Consider the following 23,949-nt stretch of genomic DNA (forward strand, 5'->3'; position numbering starts at 1 on the left):
GGCGCTTATTACGTCGGAGCCGGTGAGTACGTCAATGGTTTCGCCCAGCCCCCGCGACGACGACGGCAACATCTCGCTTTCATCCACGGAACTCCTCGCCGAACTCGACCTCGACGCCGACGAGTTGGGGTGGCGGCAGTCGTTCGTCGGCTTCGACGACGAGGACGCCGCGCGTCTCGCGGACCTCCGGGGCGTCGTCGAGGCCCGTGACGAGGCACTCGTCGACGGCTTCGTCGAGCCGATTCTCGCCAACGAGCGGACGACGGACGTCATCGACCGCTCGAAGACCGACCTCGACGGCCTCCGCGCGGTCGTCTCCGGCTACTACCGCTCGTTCACCGACGGGAACTACGACCAGAACCACTACGCGGCGCGCACGCGAATCGGCCTACTCCACGACAAACTCGACATGCCGCTGCACTACTTCGGCGGGATGTTCGCCAACGTCACCGGCATCTTCGCGGACGAACTCCGCGGACGCGCCATCGACGACGCCACCGAGTCGCTGTCGGGCGAAGACGCCGACCGCGTCGAACGCGTCGTCGACGAGGCGTTCGCTGACATGATGGCCGTCGTCCGCGGGCTCAACCTCGACCGACAGGTCGTCAACGCAACCTACCTCTACTCGTACTCGCTGGACGTTCGCGAGGAGGTCCGCCGGGCCAGAGAGAGCCGCGGGGATCTGGAGTCGGTCGCATCCCAGCTCCACGAGGAGACCGCCGGGACGAGCGAGAGCATCGCGGAAATCGAGGGGCTGGCGGCCCGACAGGCCGACATGACCGAGGAAATCGCCGCCGAGCTGTCGAACCTCAGCGCGACCGTCGAGGAGGTCGCGGCCACCGCCGACGACGTGTCCTCGCGGAGCGACGAGGCCACCACGCGGGCCGAGGAGGGACGCGCCGAGGCCGGCGAGGCAATCGGCGCGATGCGGCAGGTCGGCGACGACCGCGACGAGATAACCGTGAACGTCGAGGCGCTCGTGGCCGCCATCGACGAGATTCAGAACATCGTCGAGGTCATCGACGAGGTGGCCGACCGGACGAACCTGCTCGCGCTCAACGCCTCCATCGAGGCCGCCCGCGCCGGCGAGGCGGGGTCCGGCTTCGCCGTCGTCGCGGACGAGGTGAAGTCGCTCGCGAACGAGTCGAAGTCGCAGGCCGAGCGCATCGGCCAGATGATAGAGGACGTGACAGACCACATCGAGGACACCGCCGAGGCGCTGTCGTCGGCCGACGAGAACATCGACCACGGCATCGAGCGGGTCGAATCGACCGTCGAGAGCCTCGACGAGATCACCGACTCGGTCGCCGACGTGACCGACGGCATCGACGAGGTGGCGCGGGCGACCGACGAGCAGGCGACGCTCACCTCCGACATCGCCACCTTCGTCGACGACGCGGCGACGCAGGTCGACGAGGTGACCGCGGAGATAGACCGTATCTCCGAGAGCGTCTCCGAGCAGGCCGAACAGGCCGCCGACCTCGACACGGCCGTCGAGGAGTTGGACCGCGAGGCCGACCTCGAATCGTTCCGCCGGCGCGCGGAGACGACGACCGACGGCGGCGTCGCAACCAGAGGCGGGCACTACGCGCTCGCGTCGGCGGCGAACGCCGACCGCGCGGTCAGCAGGGAGGCGGAACCTGCGAGTCTGACGGGCGACCGAGTCGGCGGCGCGGGGTCCACCCCGGCCGACGGCGACGCGACTGACGACGACCCGACCGACCGGATTCCGGCGTTCGTCAAGCGACTGCTCTCGGAGGAGACGCTGGCGAAAATTCGCCGCGGCGAGGCCGACCGCCCGGAGTGGACGAAGTAGCCGCCGCGAGGAGGTGACGACGGCGCGGCGGTCGCCCCGTAAGGACGGAGACACACCGACCGCGCACCGACCGTGCACCGACCGCGCTTCCGACGGGTTGAAAGTGGTCCCGGAAGTAGCCGAGTGTGATGACCCTGTCCGTGACCAACACCCTGACGGGAGAGCGCGAGGAGTTCGAGTCGCACGGCGACGAAGTGTTGCTCTACGTCTGTGGACTGACGGTCTCGGACCACGCCCACCTCGGCCACGCCCGCCTGTGGATGCACGCCGACCTGATGCACCGCTGGCTGGACTACGAGGGCTACGACGTGCGCCACGTCGAGAACTTCACCGACGTGAACGAGAAGATAGCCGCCCGCATCGGCGAGGACGACCTCGGCGACGACGAGGCGAGCGTCGCCGAGCACTTCGTCGGCGACGTGATTCACGACATGCGCGGGCTCAACCTGAAGCGCGCCGAGGTCTACCCGCGCGTCTCCGAGCACGTCCCCGAGATTATCGACCTCATTCAGACGCTCGTCGACCGCGGCCACGCCTACGAATCCAACGGCTCCGTCTACTTCGACGTGTCCACGTTCGACGACTACGGGAAGCTCTCGAACCAGAAACTCGAGGAACTGGAGTCGCGGGCGACGAAAGACGAGCGCTCCGAGAAGCGCAACCCGACCGACTTCGCGCTCTGGAAGGCCGGCGCGGTCGACCCTAAGACGGCCGCCGAACACCGGAACCCCGACCTCGAACCGCTCCACGAACCGTGCGGCGAGACGTGGGAGTCGCCGTGGGGCGAGGGCCGACCCGGCTGGCACATCGAGTGCTCGGCGATGTCGATGACGCACCTCGGCGACACCCTCGACATCCACGTCGGCGGCCGCGACCTCGTGTTCCCGCACCACGAGAACGAAATCGCCCAGTCGGAGGCGGCGACCGGCCAGCAGTTCGCCCGCTACTGGCTCCACGTCGGCCTGCTCCAGACGGAGGGCGACAAGATGAGTTCGAGTCTCGGCAACTTCTTCACCGTCGGCGACGCCCTCGACGAGTTCGGCGCGGACGTGATTCGGACGTTCTACCTCTCGACGGCCTACGGCTCCGAACAGACGTACTCCGAGGAGACCATCGCCGAGGCCGAAGAGCGCTGGGAGCGCCTCGAACGCGCCTACGAGGCCGCCGTCGACGCGGTCGACAGCCCCGACGCCCGGACGAAAGTCGAGGCGACGGAACTCCGCGACACCGTGACCGCGACCCGCGAGAACTTCCGCGAGGCGATGAACGACGACTTCAACGTCCGCGAGGCGATGGCCGAGCTGCTCGGCCTCGCCGGCGCGGTCAACCGCCACGTCGCTGACGCCGACCACTACGACTACCGCGCGCTCCGCCGGGCCGTCGAGGCGTTCGAGGACCTCGGCGGCGAGGTGTTCGGCCTCTCGTTCGGCGACGCTGGCGAGGGCGGCGACGTGTCGGTCGCGGAAGACCTCGTGCAGCTCGTCTTGGACGTGCGCGAGGCCGAGCGCGAGGCGGGCAACTACGAGCGCGCCGACGACCTTCGCGACGACCTGACGGCGCTCGGCGTCGAGGTCGAAGACGGCCCCGACGGCGCGACGTTCCGCTTCGAGTAGTCAGTCGAACCGAAACAGCACGACTGCGACGTCGGCTCGCGCCCCCTCGTCGGCCGCGGTTCGACCGCCGCCGTTCTCGGATATCCCGAGTTCACGAGCCAACAGGCCGTGGGCCGCGGCGTAGCGGTCGAGCAGGTCCGCGGCGAACTCGCCCGTGACGACCTCGCCGGTCGCCTCGCGCCGCTGGCCGCGGTACCACAGGCGGCACGCCATCGGCCGGCGGAAGTTCTTCCACCAGTTGCTCTCCGCCTCGGGCGTGACGGCGACGATGCCGCCGCCCGCGACGGCGTAGGCGACGGGGAACCTGTACCGTCGCCCGCTCTTGGGGCCGACGTAGGAGACGAGCACGAACCAGCGACTGGCGAGTCGGTGGAGCGGCGAGCGGAGCACGCGACGCAGAAACGGGTTGGCGAACCGCTGTTCGAGCATTCGCTGTGCGTCCGAAACGCGGTCGGTGGCGGCGGTCGGGGACATCTGTTCGCGTATTCGTACGGCCCCGCCGGAGAAAAACCGGTCACACGGCAAACGGGTGTAAGGCAGGTGCGAAGCGGGTCACATCGTAAACAGGTGCGAGTCGTCCGGGATGTCGAACAACCCCATCCTGACGCCCGCGTCGAGCCAGCCGTAGCCGTACGAGAACGACGCCAGCGCGTTTACCCAGTCGTCGTCGGCCTTGAAGTGTCGGCCGTCGTCGAGGTAGGACTCGGCCATCTCTAAACAGTCGGCGGCTGCCTCGCCGAGGTGCGTCTCGTCGGGGACGGCCTGCACCGCCTCGTCGAGCGCGTCGGCGAGCATCCCCTCGTAACGGTTCGTCTTCTCCTGTAGGTCGGCGGCCATGCGGAGTGATGCGTCGGCGACGGATACCGGTCTTTCGCTCCGCGCGCCGCGAACGCTGTGGCATGCGATATCGTGCCGGTGTTGTAGCACTCCTCGCAATACAGCGAAACCTTAAGACACCGGTGTAGCGAACTATCGGACATGACAGAGGACGCCGATTCGTTCGTGGAACACAGGAAACTCATCATCGCCGGCTCGGGCATCTCCGGGCTTTCGTCCGCCATCTACGCGGCCCGCTCCAACAACGAGCCGCTGGTGCTTGAGGGCGACGAGCCGGGCGGACAGCTCACGCTCACGACCGAGGTGGACAACTACCCCGGCTTCCCCGAGGGCATCTCCGGCCCGGAGCTCATCAACAACATGAAAGAGCAGGCCGAGCGCTTCGGCACCGAGATTCGCCACGGCATCATCGAGGACGTTGACGCCTCGGAGCGCCCGTTCACGGTCACGCTCAAGAACGGCGACGTGTACACCGCGGACGCCATCATCGCGGCGTCTGGCGCGTCGGCCCGCACCCTCGGCATCCCCGGCGAGGAGAACCTGATGGGCTACGGCCTCTCGACGTGTGCGACCTGCGACGGCGCGTTCTTCCGCGGCGAGAAAATCATGGTCATCGGCGGGGGCGACGCCGCCGTCGAGGAGGCCAACTTCCTCACGAAGTTCGCCTCGACGGTCTACCTCGTCCACCGCCGCGAGGAGTTCCGCGCCGAGGACTACTGGGTCGACCGCCTGATGGAAAAGGTCGACGAGGGCGAAATCGAGCTCATGCTCAACACCGAGGCGACGGAGCTTCACGGCTCGCCCGAGGAGGGCGTCGACCACGTGACGCTCGTCCGCAACCCCGAGGGTCACCCGAGCGACAAGCTCGACGACCCCGAGACCGAGGAGTTCGACTTCGACGTGGGCGCGGTGTTCTACGCCATCGGCCACACGCCGAACGCCGACTACCTCGACGGCACGGGCGTCCAGCGCGACGACGACGGCTACATCGTCGCCAAGGGCGGCTCCGGCGGCGGCCAGACCGCGACCGACGTGCCCGGCATCTTCGCCGCGGGCGACGTGGTGGACTACCACTACCAGCAGGCCGCGACCGCCGGCGGCATGGGCGTGAAGGCCGCCCTCGACGCCGACGACTACCTCGAAGAACTCGAACGCGAGGAGAAGCAGGCGGCCGCGGGCGCGGCCGAATAGGCGGCATCGAGCGCTCGCGCTCGGCGTTCTGTTTTCTGACTCTGCCTTCCGCTCGGTGCTCCCTACGTCAGCGACCGCAACAGCCACGCGAGGATGAAGCTAATCGCCACGAAGACGAGGTAGACGCCCGGCGCGAACCGCACGTCCACGACGCCGGCCGCGCCCGCGACCGCCACCGCGAAGAGGACGAGCCCGATGCCGACGAGCCCGTTCCCGAGGATGTTCGGAACCCCTCGTTTGGTTTCCATACCCCGCGGTTGGACTCGCCGAAAAATAAGCGTACGGAGCGTTCCCAGCGGGTGAAAGGGTGCGTGATCGGCTCAGTCGGCCGCGCCCGGACTCGCATCGGCACCCGCGCCGCGCTCGTCGGGCGTCAGGTAGCACTGCGGGTCGGGCCCGAACAGTTCGCCCGTCGCCGCGAGCGACCGAAGCCGCGAGGAGCCGCGGCACACGTCCTGATACTGGCAGGTCGCGCACTTGCCGGTCAGGTGTTCTTTCCGCTCTCGAAGCCTGGCGAGAAGCGGGTTCGACTCGTCGTCCCAGATGTCGCCGAACGGCCGGTCCCGAACGTTGCCAAGGCTGTAGTTCTGCCAGAACTGCGTGAGGTGGACGTCGCCGCGGTAGTCCACGTCGGCGACGCGCTCGCCGGTCGGGTCGCCGCCGTTGACGCGGAGATACCGGTGAATCCGCTCGGCGTGGTCGGCGTCGAGTTCCTCACGGGCGTACTCGACCACGTAGGCGGAGTCGGCGTAGTTGCCGACCAGAAGCGTCTCTATCTCCTCGCCCTCGGCGTGGTACTCACGGGTCATGTCGAACAGCCGGCGGACGGCGCGACGCTGGGCCTCGTCGTCGAGGTCGGCGTCGGCGATGTCGCCGCCGCGGCCGCCGTAGTCGAGGTGGTAGAAACAGAAGCGGTCGACGCCCACGTCGTACAGCAGGTCCACCACGTCCTCCATGTCGGCGGCGTTGTGCTCGGTGATGGTGTACCGGAGGCCGGTCTTGAGCCCCACAGAGAGGCAGTTTTCGATGCCGCGGACGGCGGCGTCGAACGCGCCGTCCTTCCCGCGGAAGCGGTCGTTGCGCTCCTCTAACCCGTCGACTGAGACGCCGGCGTAGGAGAGTCCGGCGTCGCGGAGCGCTCGGGCCTTCTCCTCGGTGATGAGCGTCCCGTTGGTCGAAAGCACGGCCCGGATGCCGGCGTCGGTGGCGTAATCGACGAGTTCGACGAGGTCCTCGCGGACGAGCGGCTCGCCGCCCGAAAACAGCAAGACAGGCACGTCGTAGGCCGCGAGGTCGTCGATGAGCCCCTTCGCCTCGGCGGTCGAGAGTTCGCCCTGCGCGGGGTCGAGGTCGGCCCCGGCGTAGCAGTGTTCGCAGTAGAGGTTACAGCGCCGCGTCGTGTTCCAAACCACGACCGGGCGTTTCTGTTTCTCCTCGCGTATCTGGTCGATGTCGGCGTCGGGGTCGTCGTAGCGGAGGCCGTCACCCTCGGCTCCCTGCCCGCACAGGAGCTTGCTGATGGAAATCACTCGGCCGACACCCCGTTTTCGGCACCGCGGACGTCTCTCGCGGCGTCACGGTTCTCTGTCTCGCCGTTCGACCCCTCACCCTTCGCCGCGAGGTCGTTCCCACCGAGACGGAGGAACTCGTCGGCCGGCGCGAGCCAGAGGTCCGCGTCGCCGTCGCCGAACAGCGTCCGCGCCTGCTCGGTCGCGAGGTTCTCGGCGGGCGCGCTCACGCTGCCGACGTGGCGCATCGGCTCGGCCGACGCGTCGCGGTAGAACACTTCCCACTGGCGGCTGCCGTCGATTCGCGGTCGTCGCCTCGGGTCGTCGTCGTCCATGTCATCGCCTTCGGGTGGAGTGGCCACGCTCGTTTCGCCCGTTTTCAGCGCGTGGGAATCGAAGCTTTAGACTTGTTCGGCCACTCACTACGGCCAGCTAATGACGCAACGGTTCACCCGGCGGTCGGTTCTCCGCGCAACGGCGGCTTCGACAGGTATCGCGCTGCTGGCGGGCTGTTCGAGTTCGTCCGGCGGCGCGGACGACGAGGGCGGGGATGGCGACAGTTCCTCCGATGGGGAAGGCACCTCCGAACACGAGATGCGGGACTTCGGCGGCTGGTTCGACCGGACGGCGAACTACGACGGCGTCCACGACCTGACGGGACAGGACACCGTCACGGTCGCGGTCGGCGCGGCCGGCAACGGCGGCGGCTACGCGTTCGCCCCCGCCGCGGTGCAGGTCTCGCCGGGGACGACGGTCGTCTGGGAGTGGACCGGAAACGGCGGCACCCACAACGTCGTCAACCGCGAAGACGGGCTGTTCGAGTCGGAACTCACCGTCTCAGAGGGCCACACGTTCGAGTACACGTTCGAGGAGTCCGGCGAGTACAAGTACGTCTGCGTCCCGCACGAGACGCTCGGGATGGTCGGGGTCGTCGTCGTCGAGTAAGCGTCCGTCGTCGCGCTCGCGTCGTCGCGGGCGAGTGAACTCCTCGACCCTCAGTCCGCGGGCAGGCCGGCCGGCGTCGGCATCACGCGGACCGCAGGGTGTCGTTCAGCGGCGCGGTACAGAGGACACAGCCGGTCTCCCGGAGCGTCCGCATCATCGGCTCGTTGACCCGATAGCGCTCGCCGCACTCGGGACAGGTCACGTCGAACTCGCGCATCGTTGCTCACCGACTAGTGGTACGCCGTGGAGACTCGAGGGGGTGCACCCTGCATTCGCGGGGGGCTGATACCCCGTCGGCGCGTCTCATCTCGTCACCCCTGGAGGATAGCACCCATGAGCTTCTTTTGCGCCATGGCGAGGTGCTCGGAGAACGTCGAGGTCGTGATGCCGAGTTCGGTGGCGACCTCGCCCTTGTTGGCGCGCCGCGGGTGGTCGAAGTAGCCCATCTCGTGGGCCGTCTCCAGCACCTCGCGCTGACGGTCGGTGAGTTGGCCGCGTTCGACCAACACGAGGTCCCGCGACTCGTCGGACGACGACTGGAGCAGTCGGCGCACGTCCACCGATCCCGACGACTCCCGGAGGGAAGCGACCACGTCGCGGAGCGTCTCCACGTCGGGCGCGTGGAACGTCAGAAACAGCGCGCCGTCGCGCGTCTGCACGTCCACGACCGGGCAGTCGAACGCCTCGACGCGCTCGCAGGGACAGCCGATGCCGCCCTCGCGGTCGAACCGGTAGACGCTGCCGTCGCCGTACTCGAACAATTCCTCCATCTCCTCGGGGACGTCGGTGTCGTCGTCAAAGACGAACTCCTCTATGACCGACCCGCGCTCGTTGGGAGCCATGCTCCGCGAGAGCGCGTAGCCCGAGGTGTCGCCCTCGGAGACGGTTGCGACCGGACAGCCATCCGGCCCCGTCACCTTCAACTCCGCTCTGATGCCCGCTGCGCTCGTCATAAGAGTATGCAGTCGCTCCAACCTCTGATATAAACACCCCCGATACACCGGGCCTTTATATCGTGGTCCGTTTCCTCCGCCCGTCGTCGCCACGCGGCCCGCGGCCGGTCGCCGAGGGTATAAAGCGCCCTGTATATTCCGGGTGCCCTTCGACGGGCGACGCGGGCGAATCTACGGGTGAGCATGCAGACCGGCCTCAGACGCACGCCGACCGGACCGAAGCCCGCCGAACTGGAGGCGGAACAGGTGCTGGAAGCGCTCTCGGACCGCGCGTGCCGGCGAATCCTCACGACGCTACAGAGCGCGACCGAGCCGATGACCGCACAGGACCTCTCCGAGGCGTGCGACGTGCCGCTGTCGACGACCTACCGGAAAGTCGAACAGCTCTCGGAGGCGGCGCTGCTCGACGAGACGCTCCAACTGCGGGCGAACGGGACGCACACCAACCAGTACCGGTCGAACGTCGAGTCGGTCACGGTCTCGCTGAGCGACGACCGGGGGCTGGAAGTCGCCCTCGGAGGGGACCGCTGATGGGGTCGGAGCCGGCGCATCCGCCGGACTCGGGGAGCGAACATCCCGTGCGCCCGCGGCTCGCGTCTCGGCTGACCACGCATCCCGACGGGCGCGAGGAGTGCACGATTTACCCGGCCGACGCGACGCCCGAAGAACAGCTGACCCGGTGGCTATCGGCGTTCGAAGGGAGCTTCGTCGACCTCGAATCGATGGAGTAAGCGTCGGCGTGACCGGAAGGTTACAGTCGGTCGGGGTCGACGCCGTCGTCGCTCTTGCTCCACGGGCGCGGGCTGTCGAGCGCCATGAGGTACTCTTCTAAGAGGGTCGGAAACGCTCGCCCGCGGAGGTTTCGAAGGCCGAAGTCGGCGGCCCAACTGATGATGCCGGTGTCTTCCGTGACGACGCCGGCGTTGAGTTCGCGGGCGAGGATGAGGAGGTCGAAGTCCTCCCGGGAGTCGAGGACGCCCTGTCTGAGCGCGCCGCGGTAGTCCTCGCGGAGGTCGGAGATGACCTTGTCCACGTCGGAGAGCTTCGACCCGCCGTTGGACCGCTGTTTCGACTCTTCGGCCTTTCGGACGGCCTTCTCGGAGACGCGGAGGCCGCGATTGACCCGGTCTGACATCTCGTCGATGAAGCGGTAGACGACCTCCGCGGGGATGTACACCTCGTAGCGGTCGGGGTGTTTCTTGATGACCCACGTGTCGAGCTTGCCGAGTACGTCCTCCGAGACGCCGCGCTCGCGCAGGATGTGTTCCAGCTCCGCGGCGATAGAGGGCGGCATGTAACACGAGATGTTCAGGTCCAGCCGCGCGGCGGCGATGGTGTCGAGGAGCCGTTCGATTCTCTCCTCGAACGTCTCGTCGTCGTCTCGAATCTCCTCGGAGAGAAACAGCGAGGTGTCGAGCACGAACCGTTGTTTCAGCGGGTACTCGGCCATCGTTCGTCAGTTGGTACCGCGGCACTATGACCCTTCCCCGTGGATAAAACTGAGAGAAACCGAGAGCGGGAGGCTCAGAACAGCGGTTCGATGCGGTCGTCGCCGGTCGAGACGAGGTCGTCGAGCGACGCCGCGCTGGACTCGCGCTTGGCGAGCATGTCGCGTTGGGTCTCGATGGCGACCGCCTGCAACTCCTTCACCCGCGGCACGTCGTAGACGCCGGACAGGAGCACGACCGCCGCGACGAAGTTCGAGTCGACGGGGTAGTCGCCGCCGCGAATCTCCATCGTTCCGGTCTCGTCTTCGAGCCACGTCCGCGCGCGCTCGATGCCGCGGCGGGAGAGCACGTCCGACGGGCCGGCGACGACGACGAGGCCGCGCTCCGCGCCGGCAATCTCACAGGGCATCGTGAGCCGGCCGAGGGCGGCGCGGCGCACGAGGCTGGTGATTCGGTTCGTCGAGTCGCCGCCGTCCTCGGCGTCGGCCTTCCCGCCGGAGAGCCGGGAGAGCAGGCCGCGCTTGGGGCGGTCGAGTTCGACGGCGGCGTAGCCGATAGTCGAGACGCCGCCGCTGCCGAGCGTGTTGATTATCTCGGAGGCGTCCACAACGGACTCCGCCACCGCGCCGGAGCCGTCGCCCTCGCCGGCGCTGAACAGCACGCCGAGGCGGCGGGCGAGTTCGGCGTTGAGGCTGCCGTAACCGGCTTCGAGCGACTCGCCGGTCTTCCGCCAGGCGTCGTTGTCGAACACGATGAGGTTGTCCACCTCGCGGACGAACGTCTGGAGCGACCGCGCGGCGTTGAGCGTGTAGATGCCGCCTTCGTCCCGCGCGGGGAGGATGCCGAGGCCGTAGACGGGCTCGGTGTAGATGTGCTTCAGTTCGCGCGCGATGACGGGAGCGCCGCCCGAGCCGGTACCGCCGCCGAGCCCGGCGATGACGAGAAACGCGTCTATCTCGTGGACCGGGAGGTCGTCGACCATCGAGAGCACCTCGCCTACGTCCTCCGCGGTCACCTCCGCGCCGAGTTCGTTGTCCGCGCCGACGCCGTGGCCCTTGACGCGCGTCAGCCCGACGAGCACCTGCCGTGATTCGGGGACGTTTCGGAGCCCCCGGAGGTCCGCGCGCGCCGAGTTGACTGCGATGGCGTCGACGACGAACCCCGTCTTCGTCCGCCGCTCGTAGTCGACGAGGGCGTCGACGACCTTGCCGCCTGCCTGTCCGATACCGATGAGTGCGAGTTTCATGTCCGTGTTCCTCTCAGAAAACGAACTACTAGACGCGCGCTCAGGCCTTGAATATGCTGTGCGTAGCGCTGTGCAACGACAGCTTAATCGGAGAACAGGTCGGCAGCCGTGTCGTCGCCACCGGCGTCGTCGTGGGTCGATTCGGCGTCGTTCGCGCCGGTGTCGGCGTCGCCCGAACCGGCCCCGCCGTCGACGGTGCCGTCTGCGCCGTCGTCGCGCTCGCGGAACGAGTCGCAGGCGAGTTCGCCGACGACCGAGAGCAGGTCGCTCGGTTCGACGATGGTGCCGCGCTCCCGGAGGCGCTCGTAGACCGCGAAACCGTCGTCTCCTGCGTAGTTTCGCTCCGAGAAGGGGCGTTCCTCGACGAGGACGAGACGGTCGGCCTCGGCGGCCGCTTCGAGGTTGGCGAGGTTGCCGTCTCCGACCTCCACGTCGGCGACGACGGTCACGTCGGCGGCTTCGACCCGCGACTCGACCGCAGCCCGTGCGGCGTCGTCAACCGGCGAGTACGGTGGCACGGTCACGAGGTCCGCGCCGACCCGGCGGGCCGCCTCGGCGTCGGTGTCGCCCTCGTTGAGCGCGCCGGCGGAGAGGGCGTAACCCGCCGCCGACAGAAGGTGGAGCGCCCGCGCGCCGGTGCCGCCCCCGCCGACGACGTGGACCCGGCCGTTGGCGTCGTCGGACGACGGCGGGAGGGCGGTCACGTACACCGAACCGGTGACTGGGTGCCGCGAGACGACCGCCTCGGCGTCGAACGCCTCGCGTAAGTGCTCCTCGGAGAGCACCGCCGCGGGGTCGCCCGCCGAGAGGATGCGCCCGCCCGACAGGAGGACGAGCGCGTCGCAGTAGTGGGCCGCGAGGTTGAGGTCGTGGATGGCCGCGACCGCGGTCGTCCCGTCCGCGACGAGGTCGGAGACGAGTTCGAGCGTTCGGACCTGGTGGTTGATGTCGAGGCTGGCGGTCGGTTCGTCGAGGAGCAAGACGGGTGTCTCCTGTGCCAGCGCGCGGGCGATGAGGACGCGCTGGCGCTCGCCGCCGCTGACCTCCGTCACCGGGCGGTCGGAAAGCGACTCGACCGAGGTGCGTCGCATGGCGGACTCGACGGCCGCGTCGTCGCGCTCGCGCCAGCCCTCGAACCGCCCGCGGTGCGGGGTCCGCCCCATCTCGACGACGTCGCGGACTGGGAAGTCGAAAGTGACGCTCGTCGTCTGGGGAACCGTCGCCACGAGCCTGCTCGCTGCCTTCGACGACAGGGCATGCACGTCTTCGCCGACGACTCGGACCGACCCCTCGTCGGGCGCGAGCGCGCCGTTGAGGGTCCGGAGCAGGGTCGTCTTCCCCGCGCCGTTGGGGCCGATGAGACCCACGAAGGTGCCCTCGCCCACGTCGACGGAGACGGAGTCGAGAATCGAGTGTCCGCCGAGCGAAAGCGACACGTCGTCGAGCCGAATCGCCGGATCGGCGTCGCTGAAGGGGCCGGGACCGGAGTCGGAATCGCTCACGGCGAACGCACCTCCCGCGTGCGGAGCAGGTAGAGGAAAAACGGCGCGCCCACGGCGGCCGTGACGACGCCGACCGGAATCTCCGCGCCGCCGGAGCGGGCGACGGTGTCGGTGGCGACGAGGAACGACGCGCCGGCCAGCGCCGACGCCGGAAGCAGGACCCGGTGGTCGGGGCCGACGAGGAGCCGAAGCATGTGGGGGACGACGAGGCCGACGAAGCCGATGACGCCGGAGACCGAGACGGCCGCGGCGGTGACGACGCTCGCGGTGGCGAGGAGCAGTTGTTTCGTCCGCTCGACCTCGATGCCGAGGGCGTGGGCGTCCTCCTCGCCGAGCAGCAGGACGTTCAGGTCGCGGGCGTGGACCAACAAGACGACGAACGGAAGCGGCAGGACGAGCGTGAGCATGCCGACCTCGCTCCACGTTGCGCCCGCGAGATGGCCCATGAGCCAGAAGACGACCTGCCGGAGGCTCTCGCCGCTTTGGAGGAGGAGAAACGAGATGACCGCGCCGAGGAACGTCTGGATGGCGACGCCCGCGAGAAGCAGGGTCGCCACGGGCGTTCGACCGTTCTCGCTGGCGAGCAGATAGACGACGAAGGCGGTGACGACGGCGCTGACGAAGGCCGCGCCCTCGAGACCGAACGGAATCGAAAGCGACAGCACGATGGTCGCGACCGCGCCGACGGCGGCCCCCGACGAGACGCCGACGATGGAGGGGTCGGCCATCGGGTTGCGGAAGAAGCCCTGCATCACGGTTCCCGCGGTGGCGAGCGCGAAGCCGACGAGCGCCGCGAGGAGGATGCGCGGCAGGCGGACCGAGAGGACGATGATGCGGGCGGGTCTCGGCACGGAGAACGCGAACGGCGAGACGAACTCCAGCGTCGGCGTCGGAACCGACCCGAGGATAGGGAGGACCGTCGCGCCGCCGAGAGAGATGCCGACGGGGACGGGCACCGCGTCCGCGAGGATGGCGGCGACGGTGCGCGGCGGGATGGTCACGGCCCCGATACCGGCGCTCACGACGACGACGAGAAGCAAGAGCCCGGAGAGGCCGAGCGACCACGTGGTCGCCCGCGTTCGAACGCTCATTGAACACAACCGCGCTTTCAGTAGGTAAATATTTATTGAACAGTCGCTGAGGCCACTACCGTGAACCGACAACTCGTCGTCGCCCTACTCGCGTTCGCGACCGTGTTCGCCGGAGTTCCGGCACCGGCCGCGGCCGCGGTAGATCAGACCGCACAGCAGCAGACCGCGCAGTGTACGTTCCCGATGACCGTCACCGACGCCACCGGGACCGAAGTCACCATCACCGATGACCCCGAGCGGGTCGTCACGACCAACCCGAGCGCCGCCCAGACCATGTGGGAACTCGGCGCGCGCGACGAGGTCGTCGGCGTCTCGCAGTACGCCATGTACCTCGACGGCGCGTCGGAGAAGGGGAACGTCTCCGGCTCCGGCGGCCTCAACGTCGAGGCCGTCATCGGTCTCGAACCCGACCTCGTGCTCGTCCCGAACTCCTCGTACAACGCCGCGCCCGACCGCGTCGGACAGCTTCGCTCGGCGGACATCTCGGTCGTCGTCTTCGAGTCCGGGAAGTCGCTCGCCGCCGTCGCCAACAAGACCGAGCGCGTCGGCCGCATGACCGGCAACTGCGAGGCCGGCGTCGAGCGCGCGGCCGAGATGCGCGAGTCGATGGAGCACATGCGGGAAGCCCTCGACGGCGCGGAGCGCCCCGTCGGCCTCAACTCCTTTTTCGGCTACACCTCCGGCTCCGAGACGTTCATCTCCGACATCATGACGACCGCCGGCCTGCGCAACGGCGCGGCGGAGGCGAACCTCACCGGCTTCGCCCAGATTAACGAGGAACTCGTCGTCGAGATGAACCCCGAGTACATCGTCGTCCCAGACCACGCGCCGGTGCCGAGCAGTCCGGCGTACAACAGCACGACGGCGATACAGGAGGGCAACGTCATCGTCATCGAGGCGCACAAGCTCCAACAGCCCGCCCCGCGAGCAATCGAGGCGAGCGAGGAGATTCTCGAAGCGGTCCACCCCGACGCCTACGAACGCTACCAGCAGCTCGAAAACGAGTCGGCGACGGATTCGACCGCGGACGAGACTGAGACGACCACGGCCGCGGACACGACTGCGACCGACGCGGCCGAATCGACCGCGACGACCGAGTCGGCGGATTCCACGACAGAGAGCGACGCGCCCGGGTTCGGCGTCGTCGCCGGCCTCGCCGCCATCGGCGCGGTGGTCCTGCTCGCGCGTCGCCGATAACCGCGCAGACACCCACGCCGTCTCCGTTTCTCCACCGCAGTCACTCGGCTCCGTGAGACCACAACCGTATTACCGTCGGATGGCGGACACACGGGTATGGTCGAGAACGTCATCTACCCCGCCTACCTCGACGCCTCTCTCTCGCGCAGCGAGGGTCGGCGGGTCGCCCAGTCCGCGGCGGTCGAAACGCCGACCGTCGACGAAATCGCGAAGGCCGTCCAGCAGGTCGGCTACGACGCCGTCATCGAACGGGACAAGCGGTACTCCCGCGAGTTCGAAACCCGCGGGCGCGTCCTCGTGAACAACGCCGACGACGCCACGAAAAACGACATCGTGCAGGCGGTCGCCGCCTACGTCGGAATCCTCCGCGACTGATGCGGCGAATCGGCACGGTCTCCCGGACGGCGCAGGGCCTCGCTATCGTCCGCCTCGACGACGACGACACGCCGGACATCGGCACGATGGTCCTCGACGAGTCGCTGTCGACGGTGGGCCGCATCGTAGACGTGTTCGGCCCGGTCGACCGCCCCTACGTCGCCGTCACGGCGGACGACGGCTCGCCCGCTCGGCTCGTCGGCAGCAAGCTCTACGCTCGCTGACGACTCCAGAGCGCAACCCCCATACCCCTCGGGTGGGAACGCCCCTGCATGTCACGCCGCGCCTATCGGGGGGTCGCCCTCGCCGCCCTCATCTTCCTCGTCGTGCAGGTGGGTGCGCTCGCCCTCGTGCCGACGTTCTTCGAACAGGGGTACCAGACGGTCGAAGACCCCACCGACCCGACGAACAGCCTCCTCTACATCGGCGCGATTATCGTCATGACCGCGTTCATGCTCGCGGCGTTCAAGTATGACCTCGACCAGCTCATCCGCCTCGTCATCGTCTTCACGAGCGGCCTGCTCGCGTGGTACGTCTTCGCCGTCCTCGTCCCCAACGGCCTCGTCGCCATCGCCCTCTCCGCGGGCGTCTCCCTCGCCCTGCTCGTCTACCCCGAGTGGTACGTCATCGACGCCGCCGGGGCGCTCATGGGAGCGGGCGCGGCCGCCCTGTTCGGCATTAGCTTCGGCCTGCTGCCGGCAATCGTGCTCCTGTCCGTCCTCGCCATCTACGACGCCATCAGCGTCTACAAGACCAAACACATGCTCGACCTCGCGGAGGGCGTGATGGACCTCCGCATCCCGGTCGTGCTCGTCATCCCGACGACGCTGTCGTACTCGCTTCTCGACGACGACTTCGCCCGCGACGCCAACGAAGTCGGCGACGGCGAGAACGCGACCGACGGGGGTGAACCGGCGGAGGCGGCTGACGCGGAGACGGCTGACGCCGAGGCGACCGACGCCGACGACTCCGACCCCGCCGACCGCGACGCCTTCTTCATCGGTCTCGGCGACGCGGTCATGCCGACCGTGATGGTCGCCTCGGGCGCGTTCTTCTCGGAAGCGCCGTCGCTCGGCTTCGGCGCGCTCCCGGCGCTCAACCTCCCGGCGCTCCTCGCCATGGCCGGGACGTTCGCCGGGTTCAGCGGGCTGATGTGGGCCGTGATGAAAGGGCGGGCGCACGCCGGCCTGCCGCTTCTCAACGGCGGCGCAATCGGCGGCTACCTCGTCGGCTCGGTCGTCGCCGGCGTCCCGCTCGTCTCCGCGCTCGGTCTCGCGCCGTACCTCTGAAACGCGGGTCCGTCGAAGTGCTCGTCCGGTGATTGTTTGTTGAAACCGTACTGACTGGCGGGTGCGAGTTGGTCAGTAGTATCTGACGTTATTCAGATAGTATGACATCTTGTGGAGATTGGGAAAATCACTTTACAGCCGGGTCAATAATAAAAACAATGACATTTGAAGTGCCACGAACGTTTCGACGGGCTGGCGTCGGGGTTGCTGGTCTGACCTTCATCGTGACGCTACTTGGTGTCTATGAGACCTATCAAATGTGGAACGCTCCACCGCCATACATCACAGAGGGAACTCAACCGATTGTGGTAGATGTTGCAACTATCCTCGCAGGGCTGGTTTTCTTGATTGTTGGATTGTACATCACGCGGAACATCTATCGATGGTCTATGGCCAGTCCCGACGCTGAGAAATAAAACCTCCAAGTCTCGCACGCCGTTTCTCCCACCTCTCTAGAATCCCAACAGAGACGTACCGCCCGAGTTCCCCGGCTTCACTTCACTCTTCGTCCGCGCCCTCGCGGACGCGAACCGCCATCCCCGTCTGGAAGTCGAGCATCGCGTCCGCGGAGAGTTCCGCGCGACCGACGCCCAGCAGGTCGCCGTCGGGGCCGACGACGCACACCTCGTCGCCCGAGCGGACCGCCGGGTCGGCGTCGGTGACGAACTTCGCGAACGCGTTCTTACCGTCGCGGACGAACGGGACCGACTCGTCGCCGACGCGGACGACGTAGGCGTCGCCGTCGAGACTGTCGTAGAGGCGGCGGCCGCCGGCGACGCCGAGGGTGAACCGCCCGTCGGTGCCGTAGGAGGTGACGCGGTCGCCCTCGACGTACACCTGTCGCGGGCGGCCGCTCCGCGAGCGCGAGAGCTCGATGTCCGCGTCGGCCGGGAACAGCGCGTCGCCCGCGCCGGCCCCGAACTGGTAGTCGGCGACGACCCGGAGGTCGTCCAAATCGGTCGCGTGGCCTTCGGTCATACCCCGCCGTTCGCCCCGCCGGCTAAAGTGGGTCGCGGTCCCGTTCGACCGCGTGTGCCGAGCTACCACGCACGTTCGAGACGGAAAGTCCTAAGTACGGGACAGACCCCCCTCGGAGTATGTCTGTGGACGTTCGACTCGCCGCCGTGGGGACCGTGCTGCTGCTCGCGAGCAGTATGCTTCTCACGCAGACGGCGCTCGACTGGCGGCTCCCGACGGTGCTCGCCGCCATCGCGGCGCTCGGCGCGGTCGCCACCGTCGCCCGACTGGCGACGCCGACGGCCTGACTCCCGCTCGCGGGCCCGAATACGGACCCGACCACGCCGGCGTCTCGACCCTCCTGTTTTACGTATTGTCACATCGACACGTCGAGGTATGGCTGCTATTAGTTCCCTCCAAACCGCCCTCCGAGGCATCCGGTCGAGCCCGGTGTTGTTCCTCGGCGGACTCGCCTTGGGCCTCATCACGCTTCCGCAACTCGCCACGCAGTTGGCGCAGATACCGTTCGTTCCGACTATCCTCACGGCGGTGACGTTCTTCGTCACGCCGTTCGTCGCCGCCGGTCTCTACGGGATGGCCGACGAGGCGGTCGACCGCGAGGGTGGAGGCTCGACCTCGTTATCGACTCTGACCGCCGTCGGCCGCGAGAAGTACGTCCCGATGCTCCTGGCGAACATCGTCCAACTCGGCATCGTCATCGCCTTCGGTATCGTGTTCGTCATCGTCGTGGTTGCCATGGCCGTCTCGCTCGGTCTCGGCGGCCTCGCAGCCGGCGGTGGCGACGTCTCCAATCTGGCCCTCGGCGGCGGCTTCCTCGTCGGCATCGCCGTCCTCGCCCTCCTTGGACTGGTGTACGTCGTCGTCCTCTTCCTCGTCCAGTTCTACCCCGTCGCGGTCGTCGTCGGCGACAAGGGCGCAATCGAGTCGTTCGGCGAGAGCTACCGACTCGTCCGGAACAACATCATCCCCTCGCTCGGCTACTCGGTCATCCGGTTCGTGGTCGGCCTCGTCATCAGCATCCCAGTCACGGGATTCATCATCTTTCGGACGTTCCAGAACGTCCAGCGGGTACAGGACGCGGCGACCCCCGCGGCAGCACAAGCCGGTCTCGGCTTCTCGCCGACTGAAATCGCCGCTATCGCCGCCATCTCGATGGCGACGCAGATGGTTCTGGCGACGTTCCAGTACGTCTACGCGGTCGCCTTCTTCGAGGCCCACGACTCGGGGACCGATGGGGCGGCCGAGACGGCGGGCCCGGACATCGACGGCGACTCGGTGGTTCCACAGTTCGAATAGCCGGCGGAGACTACAGCAGGAACGTCTCTTTTCTTTCGGAGAGGTCGATGAACGTGTCCGCCGCCTCGACGAGTTCGTCCGCCGTGGACTCTTTGAACGCCATCACCTCGACGCGGACGCCCTCGTGGCGGAGATGGGTACAGAGCCGCTCGAAGTCGCCGTCGCCCGAACAGAGGACGACCGTATCAACGTGGTCGGCGAGGCTGACCGCGTCGAGCGCGATGCCGAGGTCCCAGTCGGCCTTCTTCGAGCCGTCACCGAACGTCTTGATGTCCTTGATCTTCGTCTCGAAACCGATGTCGACGAGTGCATCGAAAAAACTCCCCTCGTCGGGCGAGTCCGCCCGGATGACGTAGGCGATGGCGCGAGTGAGCGCGCGGCCCGCCGTTCCCTTCTTGAGGAGCGACGAGTAGTCGATGTTCCGCGAGTACAGGCTCTGTGCCGTATGGTAGAGGTTCTGCGCGTCGGCGAGGATGGCGACACGCTGGTTGGGGTGTATCTCGGTCATTCGTACGACGCTTGGGCGGCGCGGGCTAATAACCGTCCGGGGAGACGGGGACGCGTCGGACGAGTGTCCACCTCGGAGACTGGAAACCGGACGGAGACCGCCGCGAATCGCGCCTCAGCCCGCCCGTCGGGTCCGGCAGGTCCTGCAGACGGCGCAAGTTATATTACGCTTCCAGCACCTGCATCCGGTGTGAACGACGCGACGCGGCACTCGGAGGTCACCACACCCTCGACAGCGTCGCGTGCCGCTTTCTTTTCGAAAAAACGTGCGTACTGAATCGCTCGTTGCGGGAGTAGCGACCCCGTCTCGGGCGGCCTTCGGCTGACGCACGTTCCGGTCACACGACCGATATCGACTCCCACGACCGTCACCACACCCATCACCGACACATGACATCATTCGACTTCCGCGGCGTCTATCCCGCGATGACCACGCCGTTCCACGAGGACGGCAGTATCGACTTCGAACAGTTCCAGGCCGACGTGCGACGCCTCGAAGAGGCCGGCGTCGACGGCATCGTGCCCGTCGGTTCGACCGGCGAGTCCGCGACACTCTCCCACGACGAACACGTCGAAGTCGTCGAAGCGGCCGTCGAGGCCGTCGAGGACGTGCCCGTCATCGCCGGGTCCGGGTCGAACTCGACCCGCGAGGCGCTCGAACTCTCCCGACGCTCTGCCGACGCCGGTGCCGACGCGCTGCTTCTCATCTCGCCGTACTACAACAAGCCCGAGCAGAGTGGTCTCGTCGAGCACTACCGGACCATCGCCGACGAAATCGACCTGCCGCAAATCGTCTACAACGTCCCCGGGCGCACCGGGAGCAACATCCTGCCCGAGACGGCCGCGACCCTCGCCGAACACCCGAACATCACCGCCTACAAGGCCGCCAGCGGCGACCTCGGCCAGATTTCGGAGGTCGTCGAGCGGACCCGCGACGAGCAGTTCGCGGTGCTGTCGGGCGACGACGCGCTCACGCTCCCGGTTCTCTCGGTCGGCGGCGTCGGCGCTATCTCGGTCACGGCGAACGTCGAACCCGCGCGCGTCGGCGCGATGGTCCACTCCGCGCTGCAGGGCGACTACGAGCGCGCCCGCGACATCCACCACGACCTCGCCCCGCTGAACCGCCACCTGTTCTCCGAGACGAACCCCATCCCGGTCAAGGAGGCCATGGAGATTCGGGGCTACGGCCCGGCGCGCCTGCGCCCGCCGCTCACCCGCCTCACCGAGGAGAACACCGAGGAACTGCGCCGCCTGCTGTCCGACCTCGAAGCCGAGCAGGCGATTCCGGACGGGGGTGCTGCCGAGTGACGGTCTCTCTCGGCGTCACCGGCGCGACCGGCCGCATGGGCGGGGAAGTCCTCGCCGCGGCCGCCGACCGCGACGACCTCTCGGTCGCCTTCGCGGTCAGTCGCTCACCCGGCGACGAGGTCGAGGGCGTCGTCGTCGCGGATGCGGCCGACTTCACCGACCTGCTCGCTTCGCACGACCCCGATGTCGTGGTCGACTTCACCGGCCCGGCGGCCTGCATCGAGTACGCGTCGGCCTGCGCGGAGGCGGGCGTCGCCTTCGTCACCGGCACGACCGGCCTGAGCGAGGGCGGCTTCGACGCGCTCCGCGAGTCCGCATCGGAGGTCCCGGTGCTGTACGCCTCGAACTTCTCGCGCGGCATCGCGGCGCTCCGCCGGGCCGTCCGCGAGGCGGTCCCGGCCCTCGACGGTTACGACATCGAACTCACGGAGACGCACCACAACGCCAAGCGCGACGCCCCGAGCGGGACGGCGCTGACTATCCTCGACGATATCGACGATGTGCGCGGCGACTCCGAGCGCGTTCACGGCCGTGAGGGCGAAGCACCCCGGTCTGAGGGAGAAGTCGGCGTCCACGCTCGCCGGGCGGGGGATATTGCCGGTGAGCACGAGATATTACTGGCTGGAAATCACGAGTCACTATCACTCACACACCGCGCGGGGTCGCGGGGGGTCTTCGCCGCTGGCGCACTCGACGCCGCGGCGTGGCTCGCCGACCGCGACGCCGGGTGGTACGACTTCACCGAGGTACTCGAATGAATCTGGAATCCGACGTACGAGACCTGTGGCAGCGATACGACGACGGCGACGTAGACGCCGCGTCGGCGACCGTCGACGAACTCGACACGCTCGACGCGTTCCTCGACGCCCTCGAGGCGGGCGAGGTGCGCGCCGCCGAGAAGACCGGCTCCGACGTGACCTCGTGGGAGGCCAACGAGTGGGTCAAGCGGGGCATCCTGCTCAACTTCGGCCTGCGCGAGACGCTCGCCCGCGAGTACGGCGACGTTCGCTACCACGACGTGCTCCCCCTGCGCGACACCGAAGACCTCGGGGAGCGCGGCACGCGCAACACCCCCGACGGCACTGCCATCCGCCGCGGCGCGTACCTCGGCTCCGACTGCATCATGATGAGTCCCTCGTTCGTGAACGTCGGCGCGTACGTCGGCGACGGCACGCTCGTGGACTCCTGTGACACCGTCGGTTCCTGCGCGCAAATCGGCGCGAACGTCAAGCTCGGCGCGAACACGCTCATCGGCGGCGTGCTCGAACCCGTCGAAGATGCGCCAGTCGTCGTCGAAGACGGCGCGGCGCTCGGCGCGGGCTGTCGGGTCACCTCCGGCTTCGTCGTCGGCGAGAACTCCATCGTCGGCGAAAACACGCTTCTGACGCCTCGAATCCCCGTCTACGACCTCGTGGACGAGGAGATTTACTACGGCCACCTGCCCGCGAACCGCCGCGCCTTCACGCGCTTCGTGGAGTCGTCGCTCGGCGACCACGACCTGTTCGCCGGCGGCGCGTACAAGCCCGCGGTCGTCGCCCTCGACATCGAGGACGACACCCTCGACGCGACCCGTCGGGAGGAGGCGCTGCGCGAATGAGCGGCGGCGGGCCGGCCGTCCGGCGGCTCTCGGACTGGGACCGCGAGCGCCTGCTGTCGCTCGCCGACGAGTTCGGATCGCCGCTGTACGTGACCGACCTCCGTCGCGTCCGCGAGAACTGCGTCCGACTCCGCGAGGCGTTCCCCGAAGCGCACGTCAGCTATGCCGTCAAGGCCCACGCCGGTCGGGCGGTGCTCGAAACCGTCCGCGAGGCTGGCGTCGACGCCGAGTGCGCCTCCGCCGGCGAAGTCGAGCGCGCCCTCGACGCCGGCTTCCCCGGCGAGCGCGTCCGGTACACGGCGGTCAACCCGCCGGACGCCGACCTCGACCACGTCGTCTCGCGCTGGGAGTCGAACCCCGAGATGACCGTCACGGTCGGCGCGGCGGACACTATCGACCGCCTGCGCGAGCGCGGCTTCGACGGTCGGCTCTGCCTCCGGGCGAACCCCGGCGTCGGCGCGGGCCACCACGAGAAGGTCACGACCGGCGGGCACGCGAAGTTCGGCATCCCCATCGACCGCGTCCCCGACCTCGCCGCCGACGTACGCGACGAGTTCGACCTCGTCGGCGTCCACGCCCACGCGGGAAGCGGTATCTCCGGCGACGACCTCTCGGCGCACCGCGAGTTGGTCCGCCGGATGGGCGACCTCGCCCGCGAGGTCGGCGACCTCGAATTCGTCGACGTAGGCGGCGGCTTCGGCGTCCCGTACCGCGAGGACGAACCGCCGCTCGACCTCGACGCCGTCGCCGACGCGACCCGCGAGGCGCTCGGCGAGGTGGACGCACAACTCGCAGTCGAACCCGGCCGCTACGTCGTCGCCGACGCCGGCGTCCTCCTCTCGCGGGTCAACACCGTGAAGGACGCCCCCGAGACGACCGTCGTCGGCATCGACGCTGGTATGACGACTCTGCTCCGACCGGCGATGTACGACGCGTACCACGCGATTTCGAACCTCTCTCGGCCCGATGCCGACCCGGTTTCGACCATCGTCGCGGGCCCCGTCTGCGAGACGAGCGACGTGTTCGCCGACGGCCGCGACCTCCCCGCCCCCGAGCGCGGCGACTGTCTCGCGCTCGGCAACGCGGGGGCGTACGGCTACGAGATGGCGAGCACCTACAACTCTCGTCCGCGCCCCCCGGAAGTCGTCCTCGACGCCGACGGCCCCCGACTGGCCCGCCGGCGCGAGACCCTCGACGACGTCACCGCACTCGAACGAACCGTATCCGAGCACATCCCCAACTGACCAAGCAC

The 23,949-nt window shown here is 68.2% G+C and carries 29 protein-coding genes; 16 read left to right on the forward strand and 13 right to left on the reverse strand.

All coding sequences use genetic code 11. The features are described 5' to 3' along the window. Positions 1 to 34: 34 nt before the first annotated feature. On the forward strand, positions 35 to 1,816 hold the full coding sequence (locus AM590_RS19225; protein WP_058828874.1) for a globin-coupled sensor protein: 1,782 nt from the start codon (positions 35 to 37) through the stop codon (positions 1,814 to 1,816). Between the two features lie 128 nt (positions 1,817 to 1,944). Beyond that, positions 1,945 to 3,429, forward strand: coding sequence for a cysteine--tRNA ligase (gene cysS, locus AM590_RS19230; RefSeq protein ID WP_058828875.1), 1,485 nt, complete (start codon positions 1,945 to 1,947; stop codon positions 3,427 to 3,429). On the opposite strand, the gene AM590_RS19235 is transcribed toward cysS, so the two are convergent. Both AM590_RS19235 and AM590_RS19240 read right to left on the reverse strand, forming a co-directional pair. Beyond that, positions 3,430 to 3,903 carry a hypothetical protein gene (locus tag AM590_RS19235; protein WP_058828876.1) on the reverse strand — a complete coding sequence of 158 codons (474 nt, stop codon included), beginning with the start codon at positions 3,901 to 3,903 and terminating at the stop codon, positions 3,430 to 3,432. Between the two features lie 78 nt (positions 3,904 to 3,981). Then, a complete protein-coding gene (locus AM590_RS19240; protein ID WP_058828877.1) occupies positions 3,982 to 4,266 on the reverse strand; it encodes a DUF357 domain-containing protein in 285 nt (94 codons plus the stop codon). Between the two features lie 141 nt (positions 4,267 to 4,407). Between AM590_RS19240 and AM590_RS19245 the strand changes: the two genes are divergently transcribed. Next, positions 4,408 to 5,457, forward strand: coding sequence for an NAD(P)/FAD-dependent oxidoreductase (locus AM590_RS19245; protein ID WP_058567201.1), 1,050 nt, complete (start codon positions 4,408 to 4,410; stop codon positions 5,455 to 5,457). Positions 5,458 to 5,519: 62 nt separating this feature from the next. Here AM590_RS19245 and AM590_RS19250 read toward each other — a convergent pair whose 3' ends face one another. The 3 genes from AM590_RS19250 to AM590_RS19260 form a co-directional block, all read right to left on the reverse strand. Beyond that, complete coding sequence (locus AM590_RS19250) at positions 5,520 to 5,705, reverse strand: hypothetical protein (protein ID WP_058828878.1); 186 nt, start codon at positions 5,703 to 5,705, stop codon at positions 5,520 to 5,522. Between the two features lie 72 nt (positions 5,706 to 5,777). Further along, the gene (locus AM590_RS19255) at positions 5,778 to 6,986 is read right to left on the reverse strand and encodes a TIGR04347 family pseudo-SAM/SPASM protein (protein WP_058828879.1); all 1,209 of its coding nucleotides are present in this window, start codon (positions 6,984 to 6,986) and stop codon (positions 5,778 to 5,780) included. After that, positions 6,983 to 7,300: an Htur_1727 family rSAM-partnered candidate RiPP gene (locus AM590_RS19260; RefSeq protein ID WP_058828880.1), complete on the reverse strand. Its 318-nt coding sequence runs from the start codon at positions 7,298 to 7,300 to the stop codon at positions 6,983 to 6,985. The genes AM590_RS19255 and AM590_RS19260 overlap by 4 nt, the downstream gene beginning before the upstream one ends. A gap of 100 nt (positions 7,301 to 7,400) precedes the next feature. Here AM590_RS19260 and AM590_RS19265 point away from each other — a divergent pair, with 100 nt between their 5' ends. Further along, the gene (locus AM590_RS19265; protein ID WP_058828881.1) at positions 7,401 to 7,910 is read left to right on the forward strand and encodes a halocyanin domain-containing protein; all 510 of its coding nucleotides are present in this window, start codon (positions 7,401 to 7,403) and stop codon (positions 7,908 to 7,910) included. An 82-nt stretch (positions 7,911 to 7,992) separates the two neighbouring features. On the opposite strand, the gene AM590_RS21315 is transcribed toward AM590_RS19265, so the two are convergent. After that, positions 7,993 to 8,127 carry a hypothetical protein gene (locus AM590_RS21315; RefSeq protein WP_256364952.1) on the reverse strand — a complete coding sequence of 45 codons (135 nt, stop codon included), beginning with the start codon at positions 8,125 to 8,127 and terminating at the stop codon, positions 7,993 to 7,995. Positions 8,128 to 8,221: 94 nt separating this feature from the next. Continuing rightward, a complete protein-coding gene (locus tag AM590_RS19270) occupies positions 8,222 to 8,863 on the reverse strand; it encodes a helix-turn-helix domain-containing protein (RefSeq protein ID WP_058828882.1) in 642 nt (213 codons plus the stop codon). Positions 8,864 to 9,046: 183 nt separating this feature from the next. Between AM590_RS19270 and AM590_RS19275 the strand changes: the two genes are divergently transcribed. Then, positions 9,047 to 9,394, forward strand: a complete 348-nt coding sequence (locus AM590_RS19275) for a helix-turn-helix domain-containing protein (protein ID WP_058828883.1) — start codon at positions 9,047 to 9,049, stop codon at positions 9,392 to 9,394. Continuing rightward, entirely contained in the window at positions 9,394 to 9,594 is a 201-nt protein-coding gene (locus AM590_RS19280) for a hypothetical protein (protein WP_058828884.1), read from the forward strand. Before AM590_RS19275 ends, AM590_RS19280 begins: the two co-directional genes overlap by 1 nt. A gap of 20 nt (positions 9,595 to 9,614) precedes the next feature. Here the strand turns inward: AM590_RS19280 and AM590_RS19285 are convergent, their stop codons facing one another. The 4 genes from AM590_RS19285 to btuC form a co-directional block, all read right to left on the reverse strand. After that, entirely contained in the window at positions 9,615 to 10,313 is a 699-nt protein-coding gene (locus tag AM590_RS19285) for an RNA ligase partner protein (RefSeq protein ID WP_058828885.1), read from the reverse strand. Positions 10,314 to 10,387: 74 nt separating this feature from the next. Beyond that, a complete protein-coding gene (gene cetZ3 / locus AM590_RS19290) occupies positions 10,388 to 11,557 on the reverse strand; it encodes a tubulin-like protein CetZ3 (RefSeq protein WP_058828886.1) in 1,170 nt (389 codons plus the stop codon). Positions 11,558 to 11,640: 83 nt separating this feature from the next. Beyond that, complete coding sequence (locus tag AM590_RS19295; RefSeq protein WP_058828887.1) at positions 11,641 to 13,059, reverse strand: heme ABC transporter ATP-binding protein; 1,419 nt, start codon at positions 13,057 to 13,059, stop codon at positions 11,641 to 11,643. Then, positions 13,056 to 14,150, reverse strand: a complete 1,095-nt coding sequence (gene btuC, locus AM590_RS19300; protein WP_058828888.1) for a vitamin B12 ABC transporter permease BtuC — start codon at positions 14,148 to 14,150, stop codon at positions 13,056 to 13,058. Before btuC ends, AM590_RS19295 begins: the two co-directional genes overlap by 4 nt. Positions 14,151 to 14,210: 60 nt before the next feature. Between btuC and AM590_RS19305 the strand changes: the two genes are divergently transcribed. From AM590_RS19305 to AM590_RS19320, 4 genes are all read left to right on the forward strand, one after another. Continuing rightward, positions 14,211 to 15,347: a PGF-CTERM-anchored ABC transporter substrate-binding protein gene (locus AM590_RS19305; RefSeq protein ID WP_058828889.1), complete on the forward strand. Its 1,137-nt coding sequence runs from the start codon at positions 14,211 to 14,213 to the stop codon at positions 15,345 to 15,347. A gap of 96 nt (positions 15,348 to 15,443) precedes the next feature. Then, positions 15,444 to 15,722, forward strand: a complete 279-nt coding sequence (gene srp19, locus AM590_RS19310) for a signal recognition particle subunit SRP19 (protein WP_058828890.1) — start codon at positions 15,444 to 15,446, stop codon at positions 15,720 to 15,722. Then, positions 15,722 to 15,946 carry an H/ACA ribonucleoprotein complex subunit GAR1 gene (locus AM590_RS19315; RefSeq protein WP_004977496.1) on the forward strand — a complete coding sequence of 75 codons (225 nt, stop codon included), beginning with the start codon at positions 15,722 to 15,724 and terminating at the stop codon, positions 15,944 to 15,946. The genes srp19 and AM590_RS19315 overlap by 1 nt, the downstream gene beginning before the upstream one ends. Before the next feature lie 48 nt (positions 15,947 to 15,994). Beyond that, complete coding sequence (locus AM590_RS19320) at positions 15,995 to 17,011, forward strand: presenilin family intramembrane aspartyl protease PSH (RefSeq protein ID WP_058828891.1); 1,017 nt, start codon at positions 15,995 to 15,997, stop codon at positions 17,009 to 17,011. A 498-nt stretch (positions 17,012 to 17,509) separates the two neighbouring features. Here AM590_RS19320 and AM590_RS19325 read toward each other — a convergent pair whose 3' ends face one another. Beyond that, entirely contained in the window at positions 17,510 to 17,989 is a 480-nt protein-coding gene (locus AM590_RS19325; RefSeq protein WP_004970910.1) for a PUA domain-containing protein, read from the reverse strand. A gap of 119 nt (positions 17,990 to 18,108) precedes the next feature. On the opposite strand from AM590_RS19325, the gene AM590_RS20665 reads away from it, so the two are divergent. Both AM590_RS20665 and AM590_RS19330 read left to right on the forward strand, forming a co-directional pair. Further along, on the forward strand, positions 18,109 to 18,276 hold the full coding sequence (locus AM590_RS20665; RefSeq protein WP_008092747.1) for a hypothetical protein: 168 nt from the start codon (positions 18,109 to 18,111) through the stop codon (positions 18,274 to 18,276). Positions 18,277 to 18,364: 88 nt separating this feature from the next. Then, positions 18,365 to 19,285 (forward strand): hypothetical protein, encoded by a 921-nt coding sequence (locus AM590_RS19330; protein WP_058828892.1) that lies wholly within the window; start codon positions 18,365 to 18,367, stop codon positions 19,283 to 19,285. Between the two features lie 10 nt (positions 19,286 to 19,295). On the opposite strand, the gene AM590_RS19335 is transcribed toward AM590_RS19330, so the two are convergent. After that, positions 19,296 to 19,793, reverse strand: a complete 498-nt coding sequence (locus AM590_RS19335) for an NYN domain-containing protein (protein ID WP_058828893.1) — start codon at positions 19,791 to 19,793, stop codon at positions 19,296 to 19,298. 389 nt (positions 19,794 to 20,182) lie between these two features. Between AM590_RS19335 and dapA the strand changes: the two genes are divergently transcribed. Genes dapA through lysA form a run of 4 tightly spaced genes read left to right on the forward strand, consistent with a single transcriptional unit; the run spans position 20,183 to position 23,941 of the window. After that, positions 20,183 to 21,100 carry a 4-hydroxy-tetrahydrodipicolinate synthase gene (gene dapA / locus AM590_RS19340; protein ID WP_058828894.1) on the forward strand — a complete coding sequence of 306 codons (918 nt, stop codon included), beginning with the start codon at positions 20,183 to 20,185 and terminating at the stop codon, positions 21,098 to 21,100. Next, positions 21,097 to 21,858 carry a 4-hydroxy-tetrahydrodipicolinate reductase gene (gene dapB / locus AM590_RS19345; protein ID WP_058828895.1) on the forward strand — a complete coding sequence of 254 codons (762 nt, stop codon included), beginning with the start codon at positions 21,097 to 21,099 and terminating at the stop codon, positions 21,856 to 21,858. The genes dapA and dapB overlap by 4 nt, the downstream gene beginning before the upstream one ends. After that, positions 21,855 to 22,697: a 2,3,4,5-tetrahydropyridine-2,6-dicarboxylate N-succinyltransferase gene (locus tag AM590_RS19350; protein ID WP_058567180.1), complete on the forward strand. Its 843-nt coding sequence runs from the start codon at positions 21,855 to 21,857 to the stop codon at positions 22,695 to 22,697. The genes dapB and AM590_RS19350 overlap by 4 nt, the downstream gene beginning before the upstream one ends. Further along, the gene (gene lysA, locus AM590_RS19355) at positions 22,694 to 23,941 is read left to right on the forward strand and encodes a diaminopimelate decarboxylase (RefSeq protein WP_058828896.1); all 1,248 of its coding nucleotides are present in this window, start codon (positions 22,694 to 22,696) and stop codon (positions 23,939 to 23,941) included. Before AM590_RS19350 ends, lysA begins: the two co-directional genes overlap by 4 nt. Positions 23,942 to 23,949: the final 8 nt, after the last annotated feature.

Origin of the sequence: Haloferax sp. Q22 (assembly GCF_001482285.1) — an archaeon.
Lineage (GTDB): Archaea > Halobacteriota > Halobacteria > Halobacteriales > Haloferacaceae > Haloferax.

What these genes read in the sequence shown, in the direction of transcription:
- AM590_RS19225 (WP_058828874.1), top strand. Translation starts at nt 35, where the DNA reads ATGGTTTCGCCCAGCCCCCGCGACGACGACGGCAACATCTCGCTTTCA.
- cysS (WP_058828875.1), top strand. Translation starts at nt 1,945, where the DNA reads ATGACCCTGTCCGTGACCAACACCCTGACGGGAGAGCGCGAGGAGTTC.
- AM590_RS19235 (WP_058828876.1), bottom strand. Translation starts at nt 3,903, where the DNA reads ATGTCCCCGACCGCCGCCACCGACCGCGTTTCGGACGCACAGCGAATG.
- AM590_RS19240 (WP_058828877.1), bottom strand. Translation starts at nt 4,266, where the DNA reads ATGGCCGCCGACCTACAGGAGAAGACGAACCGTTACGAGGGGATGCTC.
- AM590_RS19245 (WP_058567201.1), top strand. Translation starts at nt 4,408, where the DNA reads ATGACAGAGGACGCCGATTCGTTCGTGGAACACAGGAAACTCATCATC.
- AM590_RS19250 (WP_058828878.1), bottom strand. Translation starts at nt 5,705, where the DNA reads ATGGAAACCAAACGAGGGGTTCCGAACATCCTCGGGAACGGGCTCGTC.
- AM590_RS19260 (WP_058828880.1), bottom strand. Translation starts at nt 7,300, where the DNA reads ATGGACGACGACGACCCGAGGCGACGACCGCGAATCGACGGCAGCCGC.
- AM590_RS19265 (WP_058828881.1), top strand. Translation starts at nt 7,401, where the DNA reads ATGACGCAACGGTTCACCCGGCGGTCGGTTCTCCGCGCAACGGCGGCT.
- AM590_RS21315 (WP_256364952.1), bottom strand. Translation starts at nt 8,127, where the DNA reads ATGCGCGAGTTCGACGTGACCTGTCCCGAGTGCGGCGAGCGCTATCGG.
- AM590_RS19270 (WP_058828882.1), bottom strand. Translation starts at nt 8,863, where the DNA reads ATGACGAGCGCAGCGGGCATCAGAGCGGAGTTGAAGGTGACGGGGCCG.
- AM590_RS19275 (WP_058828883.1), top strand. Translation starts at nt 9,047, where the DNA reads ATGCAGACCGGCCTCAGACGCACGCCGACCGGACCGAAGCCCGCCGAA.
- AM590_RS19280 (WP_058828884.1), top strand. Translation starts at nt 9,394, where the DNA reads ATGGGGTCGGAGCCGGCGCATCCGCCGGACTCGGGGAGCGAACATCCC.
- AM590_RS19285 (WP_058828885.1), bottom strand. Translation starts at nt 10,313, where the DNA reads ATGGCCGAGTACCCGCTGAAACAACGGTTCGTGCTCGACACCTCGCTG.
- cetZ3 (WP_058828886.1), bottom strand. Translation starts at nt 11,557, where the DNA reads ATGAAACTCGCACTCATCGGTATCGGACAGGCAGGCGGCAAGGTCGTC.
- btuC (WP_058828888.1), bottom strand. Translation starts at nt 14,150, where the DNA reads ATGAGCGTTCGAACGCGGGCGACCACGTGGTCGCTCGGCCTCTCCGGG.
- srp19 (WP_058828890.1), top strand. Translation starts at nt 15,444, where the DNA reads ATGGTCGAGAACGTCATCTACCCCGCCTACCTCGACGCCTCTCTCTCG.
- AM590_RS19315 (WP_004977496.1), top strand. Translation starts at nt 15,722, where the DNA reads ATGCGGCGAATCGGCACGGTCTCCCGGACGGCGCAGGGCCTCGCTATC.
- AM590_RS19320 (WP_058828891.1), top strand. Translation starts at nt 15,995, where the DNA reads ATGTCACGCCGCGCCTATCGGGGGGTCGCCCTCGCCGCCCTCATCTTC.
- AM590_RS19325 (WP_004970910.1), bottom strand. Translation starts at nt 17,989, where the DNA reads ATGACCGAAGGCCACGCGACCGATTTGGACGACCTCCGGGTCGTCGCC.
- AM590_RS20665 (WP_008092747.1), top strand. Translation starts at nt 18,109, where the DNA reads ATGTCTGTGGACGTTCGACTCGCCGCCGTGGGGACCGTGCTGCTGCTC.
- AM590_RS19330 (WP_058828892.1), top strand. Translation starts at nt 18,365, where the DNA reads ATGGCTGCTATTAGTTCCCTCCAAACCGCCCTCCGAGGCATCCGGTCG.
- AM590_RS19335 (WP_058828893.1), bottom strand. Translation starts at nt 19,793, where the DNA reads ATGACCGAGATACACCCCAACCAGCGTGTCGCCATCCTCGCCGACGCG.
- dapA (WP_058828894.1), top strand. Translation starts at nt 20,183, where the DNA reads ATGACATCATTCGACTTCCGCGGCGTCTATCCCGCGATGACCACGCCG.
- AM590_RS19350 (WP_058567180.1), top strand. Translation starts at nt 21,855, where the DNA reads ATGAATCTGGAATCCGACGTACGAGACCTGTGGCAGCGATACGACGAC.
- lysA (WP_058828896.1), top strand. Translation starts at nt 22,694, where the DNA reads ATGAGCGGCGGCGGGCCGGCCGTCCGGCGGCTCTCGGACTGGGACCGC.